Below are 16,327 nucleotides of genomic sequence, written 5' to 3'. Positions count from 1 at the left end.
GGCGGGCTATGGGGGAAGATATTAAAAGAGAAGGACTAATATTTAAATATGATAGTTTTAAAGTCCTATGTGAAAGCGAATTAACACCTATAATAGATGTTTTATTAAAGTTATCACATATATCTGTTAACTTTGCGAATACGGCAAGTATAATAAAGAACATAACTATTAATGAAACTCATGAGGTTAAGGAGTTTCTTGATATTGTTTTTGATATAAGAAAACTTGCCGATAAACTTGAAGATGTAGTAGAGGATAGGATGGACATTGTAATTAAACTGATTAAATGCGGATTTTTCGATGCTCAGAATATTTTAACTGGGATTGAGGAATTAAAGGAAGACAAGAAATAAGGTAATTGGTATAAAATTCTATAATAAAAACAGAATAATAATTTATATACTTATCTTGCAATGTTAATTATATTAAGGCTCAATGTGAATTATATAAGAACCCCATAAAAGACTTTGGATTGACTGCTGCATTACCATTAACAAAAGCATAAAATCTTTTATGGGGCTATCTGAATAAAATTGTTTGATATATAATGTGTAGATACGAATACCACCTTGTCCCAATTGACAAACAACTCAAGAAGTCAAGAAATCAAGTGAATGTCACCAATGTTTCCTTTGCGGTTTTTTCCCAGGAGAAGTTTTTGCTGCGTTCATAGCCTTTTAATGAGTATTCAGCTTGCAGGGCAGGACAGGATAAAAGAAGCTCTATAGAATTAGCAAGCTCGCCGATATCGTAGGGGTTTATAAGTAGAGCGGCATCGCCTACAATTTCGGGTATGGAGGTTTGGTTAGAGGCAATAACAGGAACTTTGCAGCTCATAGCTTCTAACGGAGGCAGTCCGAAACCCTCGTAAAGAGATGGGTATACGAATATTGTGCAGCTATTGTAAAAGTAGGGAAGGTCCTCATAGGGAACATATCCAGTGAAAATAACTCTATTCTGTATATTCAACTCCTGGCTTAATTTCTCAAGTCTTGCTTTATCGTCTCTTGATTGGCCGATAATAACAAGTTTAATGTCCGAGCTTAAATTTTTCAAAAGCTTTGAATAGGCATAAAATAGCGAATCAACGTTTTTCCTTGGACTAAAGCCTCCGAGGTAAAGCAGAAAATTATCCTGTATATTATATTTTTCACTTAAGTAATTTCTAGAATATTCTTTATCAAGAGGGACAAAATATTTTTCAGCAGCAAGATAAATTACTTTAACCTTATCTTCGTCTATATCAAAAAATCTAAGAATATCCTTCTTTGAATAATTGGAAACGGTTATGATACAATCTGAGTTTTCAATTACTCTTGGCATTTGGGAGATGAATTTTTTCAAATATCCCTTACCTACAGTTTCAGGCATTACGTATGGAATCAAATCGTGTATTGTGGTGATTATTTTGCACTTTTTTTCAATAGGTATCCCCATTCCGTTCTGGGGAAGAAGGTATATATCAATCTTTTTATTCTCTAGACTTGATGGGATAAAATATTCTTCAAAAAACCTATGGTGTCTTTTAGAGGTTATACACGCTGTTACATTTTTATCCATCAAATCAATGTAATTATCTCCATGCCAGTAAAGCAAATATTCATTTTGCTTATCGATGCTGAGCATATATTTCAATAGGTTTTGAACATATGTCCCGATTCCTGTTCCTGCATACCAGTTATATCCCCTCGCGTCTATTGCAATCCTCATCAAATCACTCCTAATTAGCTTATATTTTATTTATATTACACAATTTAATATTTTGTGCATGGTAATCACACATTTTATAAGCTTACATATTATAAATTAGAATTTGTTTTTAAGTGGTGCCTATGGATGAATTATTTGAGATGATTCAAAATAAATATAATATAAAAGTTAATAAAATTGAGAAATTAAAAAATGTTTATAAAATCTATTCTGGAGATAAAGAATATTGCCTTAAGGTTTCAAAATATGATTTTGAACAGTTTGATTTTATTATTTCTGCTATAAAGCATCTAATAAAAAACGGGTTTAAAAGAGTTATTCCAATAATTAAGACAACTGAGGGGACAGATTTTATAAAACTTAAAGTTGGGTATGGTTTTTTAACACAGTGGATTAACTCAAGGACTGCTGATTTTAAAAATCCCATTGAGTTAAGGCATGCAGTTGAAACATTAGCAAACATGCACATTTGTTCAAGGGGGTTTGAACATAGAAAAGTTAAGGGAAGAAATTTATATGGCAAGTGGATTGATAAGTTCCAAAAAAGGCTAAATGAGATGCTTTATTTTAAATCTTTAATAGTTTCAAAGGATAATAGGAGTGAGTTTGATGATATTTATCTGAAATATTTAGACATCCATTATAAACAAGGATATGATGCAATAAAGAAACTTCAAAACTCAAATTATAGTGAAATTATGGAGGAACATAGAAAATATAAGGAGTTTTGCCACCACGACAGCGCCAATCACAATTTTCTTATAGATGAAAATATGAATTTCCACATAATCGACTTTGACTATTGTGTAATGGATACTCACCTTCATGATTTGGCAAGTATAATTATAAGAAGCTTAAGATATGGCAATTGGAGTATGGATATTCTTGAATATATAATAGATACCTATTCAAATTTTATTAATATAAAAGATGAAGAAAAATATTTAATCTGTTGTTTTATGAGCTTTCCACAGGATTTTTGGCAGGTTGGACTTCAGTATTATGTAGAGAAGCAGCCATGGGGCGAGGACTTTTTTATAAAAAAACTTAAAAAAACAACGGATGACCAGAAGGAAAGGTTTGAGTTTTTAAATGATTTTGAATCAATGTTTAAGGTGGTTGTATGAGTGAGGAAATGGAAAAAAAGATTCAAGACATCAAGGAAGACATTAAAAAGCTAAAGGAGCTTAAAAAACTTGAGAAAAAATATGAAAAGTTGAAAAGGGAAAAAGAAGAGATAGAAAAGGAGCTTGAAAGGCTCAATGAAAGGCAGAGAAAAATGGAAGATAGAAAAAAAAGAAGGCATTGATGGGGTGATGGGATGATTAGGGAAGTAAAATGCAAGGAATGGCAAATAGTTTTCGCAAGGTCTTTTGAAGAGTTTTTATATAGCAGGGGATTTCGAAATGTTTTAGAGATTAAATATAACAAAGAAGGCAAGCTATATACTATAAAGCAAAATAGGATTTATATTGAGGTGGAAAAAACGGATGGAAAGGTCTTTAAGTTTGATGGAGAAAAAAATATAATGGAATATTGCAAAATGCTTGCTGCATTTCATAATGCTGCAGAAGGGTATGTGCCACCAGCAGGGGTTAAGATAAACGTAAAATGGGGAAGAACGGTTGAAAAATTCAAGAAACAGTTAAAAGTAATGGAAAGCTTCAGGGATTCGTTAAAGGATAAAAAGGATTTAAATGAGTTTGAATCATTGGTAGCTAAGGATTTGGAGGATTTGATTAAAAGGGGAAAGGACGCAATGAGAATATTAAGAACTTTGCATTTTTTAAACAGGCTTGAGGATAGTATGAAAAATAGAGAGGTTTGTTTAAATAAGATTTCAGATAGAGCAGTTTCAAGGGGCAAGAAGGGATTAATTATAACCGACTTGTTTGAAGCAGGTTATAATATGATAGAAGAGGATTTAGCAAGGTTAATTAAAAAGGCAATTGAAAAGATGGAAAATAAGGGGACATTTAGCGATATAATAAAGGAATATACTGCAATGAGGCCGCTTGGACCTAATTCGGAGGAATATATTAAAGCATTCGTTTCCTTCCCATATAACAGTTCAAAACTAATTTCAAAATACTTAAAGGGAAAACAGTTAGAATATGATAAAAAATATAAAAAGACAAAAATGAAGGATGACTTGTGCAACCTTTTGGAGGTGTAAGGGGTGGATTGGATGGCTAAAGACAAAAGATTTCTTTCAACTTTTTCATTAGATAATAGATTGTTTGAAAAATTTGGCTTAGTAGTCAGCGAAGTTACACCCGTTAGAAGTGTATTTGTTTTATCCACAAACTGTGGAATAAAAATACTAAAAAAGATTAAGTATTCCACAGAAGATTTGAATTTTATATATAATTCGCTAAATAAAATAAGAGAAAATTACCCTTATGTTATTAATTTTAGATTGACTAAAGATGGAAGACCATTTATTGAATATGATGGGGACATATATGTTGTTTTGGACTGCGTAGAAGGCAGGGAGGCTATTTTTCAAAATCCAATTGATTTGAAAAAGTCAGCAGCAGCATTGTCGCAGTATCACGAAGCTTCGCAGAATATAGATTTCTATGAAAAAAGGTTTTTACAAGGTAAGATGATAAACAGATTCAGGGAAAGATATCATAATATTGAAAAGTTTTATGATATAGCAAGCATGCATGTTTTAAAGACTGAATTTGACATAATTTTTTTAGAATATGCGGATTATTATCTGGAACAGATAAAAGATGCTATAAATCAATTAGGAGAGTCAGGATATTTAAGATTTAGAGAATATGTTTTATGCCATCACGACCTTGCTCATCATAATATATTGATGGGAAATGATGATAATGTATATTTTTGTGATTTTGACTATTGCGTTTTAGATGTAAGGGTGCATGATTTGGCAAATATTATTAATAAGGTTGCTAAGGATACTAACTTTTCGATTGATTCTATTGTTATGCTTCTCGATAGCTATAATAAGCTAAATCCATTATCAAAGGATGAATTAAAGGTTCTTTATGCTCTTTTAGTATTTCCAAAGGATTTTTACGACATTTCAAGGGATTATTATTGCAGAACAAAGGATTGGGACGAGGATGAATATCTTGATAAGCTTATTAGAAAGGCTGGATATCTTGAAGATAGGGCAAGGCTTTTGAGGGGAATAAGAAAAATTTGGTTGTAGGTGTTTGTCCAAGAATTTATCTTGAAAAGCATCGAAAGTAAAAAATCCAGCATTTATGCTGGATTTCGTTTCATCTCTTTTATTATATAAAGTAATATTCCAAGGTATATCAAAATGTCTCCTATGCTGATTACATAGTGTAAAACATATTTAATTGGAATAAAGTCGCCAAATATTGCAAGCTTGGTAGTCTCATCAGCTACGATGTATAAACCTTCTGAAGATGCGTTAATCTGGTCAATCGATGGTGCAAGGCCTGCTTCGACAATTGCGTTTGGATTAACCGGCATAGCGCCACCGTTTGAAAAAATTGCAATTGCATTTAATAGAAAGCCTAATCCAAGTATAAGAATGGCAAAATTTTTACGATTTAGATAAACAAAAATAAATAGCAATAAATATTGAATAGAATAAATAATAATAGTTATAAGTCCGCGCTCTAAAATTCCTTTTCTAACAAGTGTAAATAAAATTACTTCCACTAAGAATGAAGCAAATGCGATGTAAATGCCCTTAAGATTTGAAACGTCCATGTTTCTTAAATCACCTTTTAAAAGATAACCTATGATTATTCCAAGAATCACTGAAAAAAGCATCGTAGTCATAATTTAACCTCTTTCTAAGCATGGATTGTTTTTTTCGCAAACTTTAAGGAACGTATCGACAATAAGTGGATGAAATTGTGTTCCTCTGTTTTTAATAAGTTCTGAATGTATCTCATCCCATGTTAATGCCTCTCTGTAGATTCTGTTTGTAGCCATGGCATCAACAGCATCGGCAAGTTGAAGTATGTAAACATCAAGGCTTAATTCATCTCCACCCTTTTTATCCGGATAGCCTGTCCCATCGTATTTTTCATGGTGGTGCCTAACTATTTCAGGTATATTTCCAAGGTCCTTAATGTCTGTAACTATGTTATAGCCTATTACAGGATGAGTTTTGATTATGTTATATTCCTCGTCAGTAAGTTTTCCCTGTTTATTTAAAATGGAATCGCTGATTCCAATTTTTCCTATATCATGTAAATAGGAAGCAAGTATAAGTTCTTCAATCTTGCTCTCGCTAAACTTAAGTTCCCTTGCAATCAATTCAACATATTTTGCGACATTTCTTGAATGACCTTCAGTATACTTGTCTCTTGATTCCAACGCGTGCATCAGCGCTTCAACAGTCTGCATATACTTTGATTTTGATTCTATGTAAAGTATGAATGAGTAACGGGCAAATAAAACAAGTATCATGACGACGATTATACCAATTAAATTGTTAGTTTTATAGAGGTAAGCAAGTAAATATCCTAAAGGTGCCATAGAAACAATGTTTAAAAAACCAAAATTAATATGTGATTTTAGAATTAATAAAAAATTGTCATTAGTTAAAATCATAATTAATATTGAAATTATTGACGAATTCACAAATAAAAAAACAATAATAGAAACTAAAAATTGTAGGCCTTCAGTCAAATGAAGATTATTTTTAAAAAAATTAGAAATATATAATGTAGAAATCGAAGTAAAATATGTAGAAATAGCATAATTTGATACGTTGAATAGTAGCTTATAAGGTGGAATATTAAATAAATGGTTAATTTTACCATCAGATTTATACATCCTAAATAACACACCCATACTAATTATAACCATTGACCAGAAAGTGTTAAATATGCTAACAACAGCTATTGCTATAGCAAAAGTTGTACTTACTAAAATATTTTTATATTCAACAGGTAAAGAATCCGATATAATTGCTAATAAAGAGAAAATAATAATACCATCAATGTTAATTGATGTAAATGTATTCACTTTAGCAGCAGAATAAAATAAACATATAGCTATTAAATAGATTAAAAACAAATACGAATAAAGTTTAAAATTATCTTTTCTCATAAAAATCCTCCTCTTCTAAGGCCGATTATAAAAACTTATTTCCATGAAAATATTGAACCACCAGCTATTGCTAATGTTAATAGAGCCATTAATGCAGGCCATATTTTCTTCATATCTGATAACCCCCTTTGCGCTTCGGCTAACAGGGCTCCGCTAATGCCTGTTGCGTTGCTCCGCTAAGAGGAAATGGAAAATAAAATATAATCGGCCTTATCCACACCACTATGCAGTTATCTTATCAATTCGTCTGTTGATTGCGTCGAGTGTTGCTCTGGCGATGGCTTCGTTTAAATCCTTTCTGACAACTGCTGAACCAACAAGTGCTTCTTCATGTCCGCCAACGAGGGAATTAACTATTACAGTGACTACAGAAACGGTGTTTGTAGTGTTGACGATGACATCCTGCACATCAAAGAGGAATTCTTGTCCAATAATTTTCTCTACTCCCTGCAAAGTTGCCTGTGCAATGAGTTTTTTTCTGTTTGCCTGCGTGTTTATTCCAACACCATCTATTGTATATTCGTTATTATCATATAATAGATTTACATTGTATTCGATTGTATTCAAAAGAGTTTTAACTGCAACGCTATGTAGTTTGATTCTCTTTGTGCTCATCATATCCTCAGATTGAATTACTGCGATGCTTATCTTATTTTTATCTATTCTAAAATCATACTTTGCCATCAAAGTAGATTCAATATCCCTAACTATTTGTTTTGGTGACCTTGAACTGTTGGCTATTATATGTATCTCAACAATTTCATTGTTCTCCGATACTACCTTTGAATTGATTACTCCTTCAATTTTATTTATAGTATCCTGAACGACTTGAAAGTCCATAAATTTTCCCCCCACCTCGACTTTTATAACTATATTAGCATACTTTTTATTACAACTCAACGGATAATAACAAAAACACCCCAAAAATTTGGAGTGTTATTTCGACAATTTATTATATGCAGATAAAGTTTCAACAGCAGTTCGTTTCCAGCAATAGAAGGAACTTTGAAATAATCCCTTTAAAGCCATTTCATTATATAAAGCATCATCTTCTACTAGCATAAGCATTTTTTCAGCTATTGAATATTCATCATATGGATTAATATAAAGAGCTCCGCTCTTTAAAACCTCCGGGATTGAAGTGGCATTAGATGCAACGACTGGTGTTCCACAGGCCATAGCCTCTAAAGGAGGAAGCCCAAAACCCTCGTAGAAAGAAGGATATACAAGCATCTTTGCAGCGTTATAGAAAATTGGCAGTTCCTCAACTTCTATAAATCCGGGGAATACAACATCGTTTTTTAATCCAAGACTTAATGCAAGGTCACGATAATCAAAATAAGAACGCCCTTTTTTGCCAAGGATAACAAGCTTAATATTGCCAATTTTATTTTTTATCAGGCTATAGGCCTTAATTAACCCTTTGATATTCTTCCGTGGGCTGAATCCACCAACATAAAGGATGAAATCTTCATCAATACAATATTTTTTTCTTATAAATTCTTTGCAGTATTTTTTGTTTAACGGGAAATATATATCCTCAGCTGCAAGATAAGTCACAAATATTTTTTCTTCGGGATAATTTAAAGTTTTTGCAATATCCATTTTAGAATACTCAGATACGGTTATGATGCCATCGCATAATGGAAGGATTTTTGGAATTTCCTCAAGATAAATCTTTAAATATTGAGGCCCAACAGTTTCTGGCATCTTATATGGAATCACATCATGAAGGGTTATTACAAATTTGCAGTTTTTTTCATAGGGAAGTCCTATTCCATTTTGAGGAACATGATAAATCTCAATGCCGGTGTCAGTTAATATGTTTGGAACATCGACCTGTTCCCAGAAAGTTTCTTTTTCACACTTATCGATTTGCTTGACATTAAAATTATCGTCAAATATTATATCGAAATTCTCACTTGGAAGAAAAACTAAGTAATCATTATTCTTATCCATTATTGAGATGTTTTTAATTAGCTGATATGTGTAAGTTCCAATACCTGTTCCTCTATACCATATGGCAGCTCTTGCATCAAATCCTATCTTCATAGCATCACCTAAACAATTTCTCATATTATAATATGGAATTTAGTCAATGTGTGTGAAGGCAAAAGTAAAAAAAGTCAAAAAGTCAAGAGGCTGGCATTCATATTATAGGGATGTTTGACATAAAAATTAATAGGGGGTGGAAAGATGGTTAGGGAAACAGAAATATCAACACAGTTTGGATTTGAAATAAGAGATATGATTCCACAAAGAGGAGTGTATCTAATTAAGACAAATAAGGGGAACAAATGCTTAAAAAAAGTTAATTATGGTCCACACAAGCTTATGTATATTTATAAGGCTAAGGAGCATATCATTAGCAATGGATTTGAAAAGATTGATAGAAACGAGCTAAGCCTCAAAGGACTTCCATACGCCCTTGTAAATGAAGACATTTATGTTGTGACGCAATGGATTGATGGAAGGGAATGCGACTTTAAGAACGAAACGGATTTAAAGCTTGCAGCAGAAGTTCTAGCAAAATTCCACAATGCAGCAAGAAATTTTACTCCTGAGGATAATTTAAAGGCAAGAAATGATATTGGAAAACTCCCTTTCACATTTGAGAAAAGGCTTATGACTCTTAATAAAATGAGGGACTTAGCAAGAAAGAACAAAAAAAAGACTGATTTTGATTTACTCTATCTTGAAAATGTAGATTTTTACATTGAACTTGCAAAAAAGGCATTAAAATTTCTTGATATAGATTGCTATAATAGGGTTTGTCAGAGGGATATTCAGGATAAGGTATTATGCCATCATGATTTTACCTATCACAATATTTTAATTAAGGATAATGGGGATGTGTATATCGTCGATTTTGACTATTGCAAAGAAGAAATACAAATATATGATGTTGCAACTTTAATGATTAAATCTCTTAAACGGTTAGATTGGGACAAGAGCAAAGCAAAATTAATACTTGATAGTTACAACGATTTAAAGCCCATAACAAGGGATGAATTAAACGTGCTTAAGGCTCTTTTGATGTTCCCGCAAAGATTTTGGAGGCTTGCGAACAGATATTATTATAAAGAGCCGGGTTGGAGTGAGGCAAGCTTCATGAAAAAGATGCGGGAAATACTCGAAGAAAAAGAAAACTACCTGAATTTCATTGAGGGTTTGGATATAATTTAAACTAATTCCAGCATTGCTGGAATTTTTTATCCTCTTTTTTAATGGCAAAATGTCCCGAACCACATATTATAATACTATAGTAATTGTAAAGGTGAAGCTATGAGTTTAAAAGTGGGGGATATAGTGGCAAGAAAATCCTATGGGGGAGATGTATATTTTAAAATAATGCAAATCATTACAAAGTCCGATGGGAAGCGAACCTATGTTTTAAAGGGAATAGAATTAAGAATTGTAGCCGATGCTCCTGAGGAGGATCTTATGCAGATAGACTCAAGAAAACTAAACGAATATGATGAAGTATTCAATAAAAAGGTAAATGCAAAAATTAAGAAGATTATACTGAGCAGAAAGAGCCCGTTTCATGGCAAAAGATTCGAAGGCAAAGAAAAAGAATTTTCGCAGGGAGGACGGTCGGGAAGAGTATTGCACATAGATGGAGACGAGGAATACATGAATATATGCCTTAAGGGATATAAGCAGCTTGGAATTAATGTAATAGTAAAATATGTTCCAGAGGTGCAGCAGTCCGATATTATTTTGCAGTTATTAAAAGAATATAAGCCAGATATACTGGTTTTAACAGGTCACGACAGCATTGTAAAGGGGGCGAAGAATTTACAGGACATAAATAATTATAGAAACTCGAGGTTTTTTGTAGAAGCAGTTAAAAAAGCAAGAGAGTATGAACCGGGCTACGATGATTTAGTTATATTTGCAGGAGCTTGCCAATCCTATTATGAAGCGCTTTTAGATGCTGGGGCTAATTTTGCAAGCTCCCCAGGGAGAGTTTTAATACATGCGATGGACCCGGTATTCGTATGTGAAAAGATAGCATTTTCTAGCATTAGTAAATTTCTATCACCAAATGAGGTTTTACAAAACACAATAACCGGAGATAAGGGCATTGGAGGGCTTGAAACCAGGGGTAAATACAGGGAATGCTCCCATAAGGTCTAAAGAGGTGGGAGTATGGATGATTTAAGGCTTTTATTAAATGGGAAATACATCGAACTTGAAATGGCTGTGCTTTATCATTTGTCAAGCTTTCAAGAGTTTTTTGAACTAGAAATAGAAACTTTAAAGGCAATTTCGGTATTGTTAAGAAGCAAACTTTGCCGTGGAATAAGAAATTTAATAGAGAATGAAAAAGTCAATGTTGAGTTAGACGAAAATAATTATATAAATCTAAATACAAAGTTAAAAGAAAAAATAAATAAAGCGGTTAGTGAAACTGAAGGTTTAATAGTTAAATATAACAATAAGATAATCGACTTTTATTATACTATGAACTGTTCTGGAGGAACAGCAAATTCTGAAGATGTTTTAGGAGTAAATATCCCCTATTTGAGAAGGGTTTTATGCAATAAATGCCCAAGGACTAAAAGGGAAGTTGAATTTGAAATTAAAGATATAGAAAATAAGTTAGGAATGCTTAATGGAAATTATAAAAATGAGATACCTAACTTTATGGAAAATGTTGAAAGGGATGAAACAGGAAGAATTATTAATTTAGATATAAGAACAAATAAGACATCTGGAAAGGAATTTGCTGAAAGGATGAATTTAAAAAGCAATAGAATCTATTTTATGCAAAAAAGCATCTCAATAAAAGAGATAGGAGATGGAATGGGGCTTGGTATATGTATACAAGGGGCAAACAATTTAGCAAAGGAGGGCTGTAAGTTTAATGAGCTTATAAAGTATTATTTTACTGGGGTTGAGATAATTAGATTAGATAAAGAATATATTTTAAACAATTTATATGATAAAAAAATTGTGATTGATGCAGGACATGGTGGAAGCGATTTTGGCAAGGTCAATGATAGTTTGATTGAAAAGGATATAAATTTAAAAATAGCACTTAAGCTTAAATATTTATTAGAATCTAAGGGTTGTATTATAATCTTAACAAGAGAAAAGGATGAGTATTTATCCCTGCTTGATAGGGTAAATATCATTAACAAAGAAAGACCAAACTTTTTTATTTCAATTCACCAGAACAGTTTCATAAACGACACAGTAAATGGTGCTGAATGCTACTGTTTTAAGGACGACGATTTAGCTTTAGAACTTTCCAAAGAAATACTTGAGAAGTTGAAAAATAAAGCGGGCATAAAAAACAGGGGAGTTAGAGTAGGTGACTATTATATATTAAGGGAAGGAAGAGTAAGCGGAATTGTATTGGAATGCTTATACTTAACGGGAAATGTCGATAGAGAAAAATACGATGAAGAGGGACTTGAAAAGATTGCTAAGGCTGTTTTTGAAGGTATTTGTGAATATTATGACGTAAGGGTATGATAAAAAACTTGTCAAATATGGGATAAGCCTATAAAATGAAGATAAACTTAAAAACAAAGAAATATTTAATTCTGATTAAAAAATAATATAAAAATATATTTTCTTGTGATATTGACAATATTAAAAAAAGTTGATAAAATATTTAACTTGCTATTGACGAAACACCCAATTTAGTGTAAAATAGTGTAGTGGAAAGAGGGTGTTTCTTATGAGAGGAAAAGAACAATTAAGTGCCATCAAAAAAGATATAGATGAGCATGTTGGTGAAAAAGTCGTTGTTAAGGCAAACAGCGGACGAAAAAAATTCACAGTTAAAGAAGGCATCCTTGAAAAGACTTATCCAAATATATTCATAGTAAGAGTTGAAGGAAATGACAATACAACACGAACTATATCATACAGTTATTCTGACATTTTGACGCAAACAGTTCAAATAATATTCAAACCAAAAAGCGTTGCAATGTGAAAATCCTGTTTTCAGGGTTTTCTTTTTTTATGCAAAAAAAACTTAAACTTAAGTGCCAGGCACTTAAGTTTAAGTTTTTAGGGGTTATGGGTTTGGCAGCTATTTTTAGGGGGATAAACAAAGGTTATCAACAAGTTATTATTATAAAGCAAATAAAAAATGTGTCAACATTTTGAAATAAAAAAGTAATATTTTTAATATTTGAAATATATATTATATTAGGTAAATTCGGGTGGGAGGGATTAAATTGTCCATAGAATATGTAAAGGATTTGATAAATTACGAAGAACTTTGTGGGGAAGGGCAAACACAGACGATGGTTCCTGCTGATTTAGTTTTATCAGAGAGGGACCCAGATGTTTATAAGGTTTTGTCCTGTGATGGAGATGTTTATATTTTATCAAAAGAGGTAGTTGAAGAAAGAATAATTGTAGAAGGAAAGGTAGTTTTTAAAGTTTACTACACTGCAAATGATGAAAATAAAAGGATTTATAAGGCAGAAGTTACTTCTAGCTTCACACACAATATTCAAGTCCCTGGCGCAATACACGACATGGGATGCAATGTGAAAGCTAAAATTGAACATATGGAGTATCAGATTTCAACAAACAAAAAAATTAAGTTGAGCGCAGTTATTAATTTGGAAGGTGTTGTTACAAATAAAAAGACAGTAGAAACTATCGTAGATATTAAAGGGCAGGATGTCCAAATCCTTAAGGATAGCTGCAGCATGGATGAATATGTAGCTGAGGCGGCAGAGCAGACAGTTGTAAAAGCACAGATTGATACTGTCCAGGATAAAGAAATAGCAGGAATTATAAAGAGCTATGTTTTTGTTTATAAGAAGGATGTTCAGGTATTAGATGGGAAGGTTCTTTTAAACGCTACTGCAAGGGCAAGGGTTTTAGTGGAAGGGAATAACGAATATTTTGCTCTTGAGCAGGATATTCCATTCAGCAGCGAAATTGAGATTCCAGAAGCTAAGCCTAATATGAAAGTTGATGTTAGGTGCAATGTTACGGATATATATACAGATATTGTTGAAAATGAATTGGGAGAAAGAAAAGCATTGTCAGTTCAGGCAACAATTGAGGTTAATGTTAAGGTATATGCTGAAAGGCATATTCAAAGTATTATCGATGCATATTCATCAAACTCAAGATATGAATTTGAAAAACAAAATGTCAGGTGGATTGGCTTTTATGCAGAGGCGGTTGATAATCAAGTATTAAAGGAGAGGCTGCAACTTCCAGATGATAGCGAAGCTATAGTTGATGTCAAATTTGTTGAAGCAGTGCCTGACGTTACTGAAGTTAAGGCAGTTGAGGATAAGGTTGTTTGTGAAGGCGTTTTAAGATGTGCTATGATTTATACAAAGGCAAACGAAGAAGCAGAACTTGAAGGATATGAAGATGAAATTCCATTTAAGTTTTCAGTTGATATGCCTGGTGCGAAGATTGATATGATGCCTAGGGTTTCTGTGAAACTTGAAAGCTTAAGTTTTGAAAAATTTGGAGAAAGAGAAGTAAATATTAAGGCTGGACTTGTTTGTATGGCTAAACTTTATAAGAAGCAGATGGCAGAAATATTAAAGGCAGTTGTTGAAATAGATATTTCAGAAACTTTAAAGAACATGCCAAGCCTAGTAATCTATACTGTTCAGCCGCATGATACACTATGGAAAATTGCAAAGAAATACTGCACTAAGGTGGAGGATATTGTAAAGCTTAACGATATTGATAATCCAGACTATATTGAACCAGGAATGAAACTTATAATTCCTAAAAAGACGTTTATGAGGTAAAAAAGAACATTATATAATTAAAATCCCATGAATGATTTTAGGCATATTGCAAATCATTCATGGGATTTTATAGTTTCTTACGAAAAAAATTACCCTAAATCATGAGATTGGCTATTTTATTGAAATTAACTGTAAAATATTGTATAATAAAATTTGAAACTTTTAAAAGGGTGATGATATGGATAAGGTTATGATTAGATGTCCTGCAAAGATAAATTTATCCCTTGATGTGGTTGGAAAGAGGGAGGATGGTTATCACCTTTTAAGGATGATAAACCAGAGCGTATCGTTATATGATTATATAACCGTAGAAAAAACAGATAGCAAAATCGTTTTAACGGCTAATAAAAATGATATCCCTCTAGATGAGTCCAACACTTGCTATAAGGCTGCGAAACTAATAATTAACAGGTTTAATTTAAAGGGCGGGGTGAGGATACATATTGAAAAGAATATTCCACATGGAGCAGGGCTTGGAGGAGGCAGCAGCGATGCTGCAGGTGTAATAAAGGCGATGAACCAAATTTTTGAGTTGAAAATGAGTTTGGATAATATGATGGACATAGGAGTTAAAATTGGTGCGGATCTTCCTTATTGCATTGTTAATAGAACAAGCCTTGCAGAGGGCATAGGTGAAAGAATAACACCTCTTGAACCAATTGAAAATTTCAATATAGTTATTGCAAAACCTAATGTAGCAGTTTCAACTAAGGAAGTTTATATGAATTTAAAACTTGATGAGGTATCTAAAAGGCCTGATATAGATAGATTAATTGAATATATAAAAAGAAGAGATTATAAAAGTTTAGCAAGTAATATGGTAAATGTTCTGGAAACAGTAACAATAAGGGAGTATCCAGTTATTGGAGAAGTAAAAAATATAATGCATGAATTTGATGCTTTAGGAAGTATTATGACAGGAAGTGGTTCAGCGGTATTTGGAATTTTTGAAAATGAAGAAAGGGCTGAGGTGTGCTATAATAGATTAAGGGATTACTTAAAGGAAGTTTATTTGGTTAAAACGGTAAATGAAGGGGTGTAAGAAATGGTTAATGCTTTGATTCTTGCAGGGGATAGGGGAGAGGAAGGATATTCAAAGGCTCTGCTAAAAATAAAGGGAAAATTTATGGTTGAATATCTTATAGATGCACTGAAGGCTTCTGGAACTATAAAAAACATTTATGTTGCCGGCGATGAAGTATTAAGGGAAATGATTAAAAATCTATATGACGGTTATATACTTTCAGATGGTGAGATGCTGGAGAATATTAAAAAGAGCATTAAGGAGATTGCTGATTATGAAACCCCTGTTTTGATTTGCACTGCAGATATACCGCTTGTAAGCGGAGAGGCAATTAAGGATTTTGTTGCTGAATGTGAAAATAAGAGTATAGACTTAGGATATCCGATAATCGACAAGATATTAAATGACGAAAAATACCCTGATGTTAAAAGGACCTATGTTAAACTTAAGGAAGGAACTTTTACAGGCGGAAATTTAATATATTTAAATCCAAATGTTATTGAACGTGCAACAGAAAAGGCTGCGGAGCTTATTGCATATAGAAAAAACCCGCTCAAGATGGGAAAGGTTCTAGGTATTTCATTTCTAATAAGGCTTGCACTTGGAATGCTGAGCCTTGAATCAGTCGAGAAAAAGATATGCGATATGTTCGACGTCAAGGGTAAAGCGATTTTAACAAAATACCCTGAGATAGGAAATGATGTTGATAAAATTGAAGATATAGAATTTGTAAATAGATATTTATAAAAAGCTACCTCTTAAG

General features: G+C 32.5%; 17 protein-coding genes. 12 read left to right on the top strand and 5 right to left on the bottom strand.

Annotated features, from left to right (window positions below):
* Positions 1 to 8: 8 nt before the first annotated feature.
* On the top strand, positions 9 to 353 hold the full coding sequence (locus ABG79_RS02965) for a hypothetical protein (RefSeq protein ID WP_057976955.1): 345 nt from the start codon (positions 9 to 11) through the stop codon (positions 351 to 353).
* Positions 354 to 606: 253 nt separating this feature from the next.
* On the opposite strand, the gene ABG79_RS02960 is transcribed toward ABG79_RS02965, so the two are convergent.
* A complete protein-coding gene (locus ABG79_RS02960; RefSeq protein ID WP_057976954.1) occupies positions 607 to 1,710 on the bottom strand; it encodes a glycosyltransferase family 4 protein in 1,104 nt (367 codons plus the stop codon).
* Positions 1,711 to 1,832: 122 nt separating this feature from the next.
* Here ABG79_RS02960 and ABG79_RS02955 point away from each other — a divergent pair, with 122 nt between their 5' ends.
* Genes ABG79_RS02955 through ABG79_RS02940 form a run of 4 tightly spaced genes read left to right on the top strand, consistent with a single transcriptional unit; the run spans position 1,833 to position 4,897 of the window.
* Complete coding sequence (locus ABG79_RS02955; RefSeq protein ID WP_057976953.1) at positions 1,833 to 2,837, top strand: CotS family spore coat protein; 1,005 nt, start codon at positions 1,833 to 1,835, stop codon at positions 2,835 to 2,837.
* Positions 2,834 to 3,019: a hypothetical protein gene (locus tag ABG79_RS02950; RefSeq protein ID WP_057976951.1), complete on the top strand. Its 186-nt coding sequence runs from the start codon at positions 2,834 to 2,836 to the stop codon at positions 3,017 to 3,019. Before ABG79_RS02955 ends, ABG79_RS02950 begins: the two co-directional genes overlap by 4 nt.
* Before the next feature lie 12 nt (positions 3,020 to 3,031).
* Positions 3,032 to 3,886 (top strand): protein kinase family protein, encoded by an 855-nt coding sequence (locus ABG79_RS02945; protein WP_057976949.1) that lies wholly within the window; start codon positions 3,032 to 3,034, stop codon positions 3,884 to 3,886.
* Between the two features lie 12 nt (positions 3,887 to 3,898).
* Positions 3,899 to 4,897 carry a CotS family spore coat protein gene (locus ABG79_RS02940; protein WP_057976947.1) on the top strand — a complete coding sequence of 333 codons (999 nt, stop codon included), beginning with the start codon at positions 3,899 to 3,901 and terminating at the stop codon, positions 4,895 to 4,897.
* 53 nt (positions 4,898 to 4,950) lie between these two features.
* Here ABG79_RS02940 and ABG79_RS02935 read toward each other — a convergent pair whose 3' ends face one another.
* From ABG79_RS02935 to ABG79_RS02920, 4 genes are all read right to left on the bottom strand, one after another.
* Positions 4,951 to 5,502 carry a DUF5317 domain-containing protein gene (locus tag ABG79_RS02935; protein ID WP_057976945.1) on the bottom strand — a complete coding sequence of 184 codons (552 nt, stop codon included), beginning with the start codon at positions 5,500 to 5,502 and terminating at the stop codon, positions 4,951 to 4,953.
* A gap of 3 nt (positions 5,503 to 5,505) precedes the next feature.
* Positions 5,506 to 6,783 carry an HD-GYP domain-containing protein gene (locus ABG79_RS02930; RefSeq protein ID WP_057976943.1) on the bottom strand — a complete coding sequence of 426 codons (1,278 nt, stop codon included), beginning with the start codon at positions 6,781 to 6,783 and terminating at the stop codon, positions 5,506 to 5,508.
* A gap of 222 nt (positions 6,784 to 7,005) precedes the next feature.
* Positions 7,006 to 7,623 (bottom strand): hypothetical protein, encoded by a 618-nt coding sequence (locus tag ABG79_RS02925; protein ID WP_057976941.1) that lies wholly within the window; start codon positions 7,621 to 7,623, stop codon positions 7,006 to 7,008.
* A 96-nt stretch (positions 7,624 to 7,719) separates the two neighbouring features.
* Positions 7,720 to 8,835 (bottom strand): glycosyltransferase family 4 protein, encoded by a 1,116-nt coding sequence (locus tag ABG79_RS02920; RefSeq protein WP_057976939.1) that lies wholly within the window; start codon positions 8,833 to 8,835, stop codon positions 7,720 to 7,722.
* Positions 8,836 to 8,979: 144 nt separating this feature from the next.
* On the opposite strand from ABG79_RS02920, the gene ABG79_RS02915 reads away from it, so the two are divergent.
* The 7 genes from ABG79_RS02915 to ABG79_RS02885 all read left to right on the top strand — a co-directional run bounded on the left by ABG79_RS02915 (position 8,980) and on the right by ABG79_RS02885 (position 16,311).
* Positions 8,980 to 9,969 carry a CotS family spore coat protein gene (locus ABG79_RS02915; RefSeq protein ID WP_057976937.1) on the top strand — a complete coding sequence of 330 codons (990 nt, stop codon included), beginning with the start codon at positions 8,980 to 8,982 and terminating at the stop codon, positions 9,967 to 9,969.
* Positions 9,970 to 10,068: 99 nt separating this feature from the next.
* Entirely contained in the window at positions 10,069 to 10,926 is an 858-nt protein-coding gene (yabG, locus tag ABG79_RS02910) for a sporulation peptidase YabG (RefSeq protein WP_057976936.1), read from the top strand.
* Positions 10,927 to 10,938: 12 nt separating this feature from the next.
* Complete coding sequence (locus tag ABG79_RS02905) at positions 10,939 to 12,270, top strand: N-acetylmuramoyl-L-alanine amidase (RefSeq protein WP_057976935.1); 1,332 nt, start codon at positions 10,939 to 10,941, stop codon at positions 12,268 to 12,270.
* A gap of 208 nt (positions 12,271 to 12,478) precedes the next feature.
* Positions 12,479 to 12,736: a Veg family protein gene (locus ABG79_RS02900; RefSeq protein ID WP_057976933.1), complete on the top strand. Its 258-nt coding sequence runs from the start codon at positions 12,479 to 12,481 to the stop codon at positions 12,734 to 12,736.
* A 247-nt stretch (positions 12,737 to 12,983) separates the two neighbouring features.
* A complete protein-coding gene (locus ABG79_RS02895; RefSeq protein WP_057976931.1) occupies positions 12,984 to 14,540 on the top strand; it encodes a DUF3794 and LysM peptidoglycan-binding domain-containing protein in 1,557 nt (518 codons plus the stop codon).
* 178 nt (positions 14,541 to 14,718) lie between these two features.
* Positions 14,719 to 15,582: a 4-(cytidine 5'-diphospho)-2-C-methyl-D-erythritol kinase gene (gene ispE / locus ABG79_RS02890; protein WP_057976929.1), complete on the top strand. Its 864-nt coding sequence runs from the start codon at positions 14,719 to 14,721 to the stop codon at positions 15,580 to 15,582.
* A 3-nt stretch (positions 15,583 to 15,585) separates the two neighbouring features.
* Complete coding sequence (locus ABG79_RS02885; protein ID WP_057976927.1) at positions 15,586 to 16,311, top strand: nucleotidyltransferase family protein; 726 nt, start codon at positions 15,586 to 15,588, stop codon at positions 16,309 to 16,311.
* Positions 16,312 to 16,327: the final 16 nt, after the last annotated feature.

The organism is Caloramator mitchellensis, from assembly GCF_001440545.1.
Lineage (GTDB): Bacteria > Bacillota > Clostridia > Clostridiales > Caloramatoraceae > Caloramator > Caloramator mitchellensis.
This window is presented reverse-complemented; position numbering and strand designations above follow the sequence as displayed.

Excerpts from the sequence above, each read along its gene's own strand:
- ABG79_RS02920 (WP_057976939.1), bottom strand. The coding sequence starts at position 8,835 with ATGAAGATAGGATTTGATGCAAGAGCTGCCATATGGTATAGAGGAACA.
- ABG79_RS02885 (WP_057976927.1), top strand. The coding sequence starts at position 15,586 with ATGGTTAATGCTTTGATTCTTGCAGGGGATAGGGGAGAGGAAGGATAT.
- ABG79_RS02965 (WP_057976955.1), top strand. The coding sequence starts at position 9 with ATGGGGGAAGATATTAAAAGAGAAGGACTAATATTTAAATATGATAGT.
- ABG79_RS02955 (WP_057976953.1), top strand. The coding sequence starts at position 1,833 with ATGGATGAATTATTTGAGATGATTCAAAATAAATATAATATAAAAGTT.
- ABG79_RS02905 (WP_057976935.1), top strand. The coding sequence starts at position 10,939 with ATGGATGATTTAAGGCTTTTATTAAATGGGAAATACATCGAACTTGAA.
- ABG79_RS02960 (WP_057976954.1), bottom strand. The coding sequence starts at position 1,710 with ATGAGGATTGCAATAGACGCGAGGGGATATAACTGGTATGCAGGAACA.
- ispE (WP_057976929.1), top strand. The coding sequence starts at position 14,719 with ATGGATAAGGTTATGATTAGATGTCCTGCAAAGATAAATTTATCCCTT.
- ABG79_RS02900 (WP_057976933.1), top strand. The coding sequence starts at position 12,479 with ATGAGAGGAAAAGAACAATTAAGTGCCATCAAAAAAGATATAGATGAG.
- yabG (WP_057976936.1), top strand. The coding sequence starts at position 10,069 with ATGAGTTTAAAAGTGGGGGATATAGTGGCAAGAAAATCCTATGGGGGA.
- ABG79_RS02940 (WP_057976947.1), top strand. The coding sequence starts at position 3,899 with ATGGCTAAAGACAAAAGATTTCTTTCAACTTTTTCATTAGATAATAGA.
- ABG79_RS02915 (WP_057976937.1), top strand. The coding sequence starts at position 8,980 with ATGGTTAGGGAAACAGAAATATCAACACAGTTTGGATTTGAAATAAGA.
- ABG79_RS02930 (WP_057976943.1), bottom strand. The coding sequence starts at position 6,783 with ATGAGAAAAGATAATTTTAAACTTTATTCGTATTTGTTTTTAATCTAT.
- ABG79_RS02945 (WP_057976949.1), top strand. The coding sequence starts at position 3,032 with ATGATTAGGGAAGTAAAATGCAAGGAATGGCAAATAGTTTTCGCAAGG.
- ABG79_RS02950 (WP_057976951.1), top strand. The coding sequence starts at position 2,834 with ATGAGTGAGGAAATGGAAAAAAAGATTCAAGACATCAAGGAAGACATT.
- ABG79_RS02935 (WP_057976945.1), bottom strand. The coding sequence starts at position 5,502 with ATGACTACGATGCTTTTTTCAGTGATTCTTGGAATAATCATAGGTTAT.
- ABG79_RS02925 (WP_057976941.1), bottom strand. The coding sequence starts at position 7,623 with ATGGACTTTCAAGTCGTTCAGGATACTATAAATAAAATTGAAGGAGTA.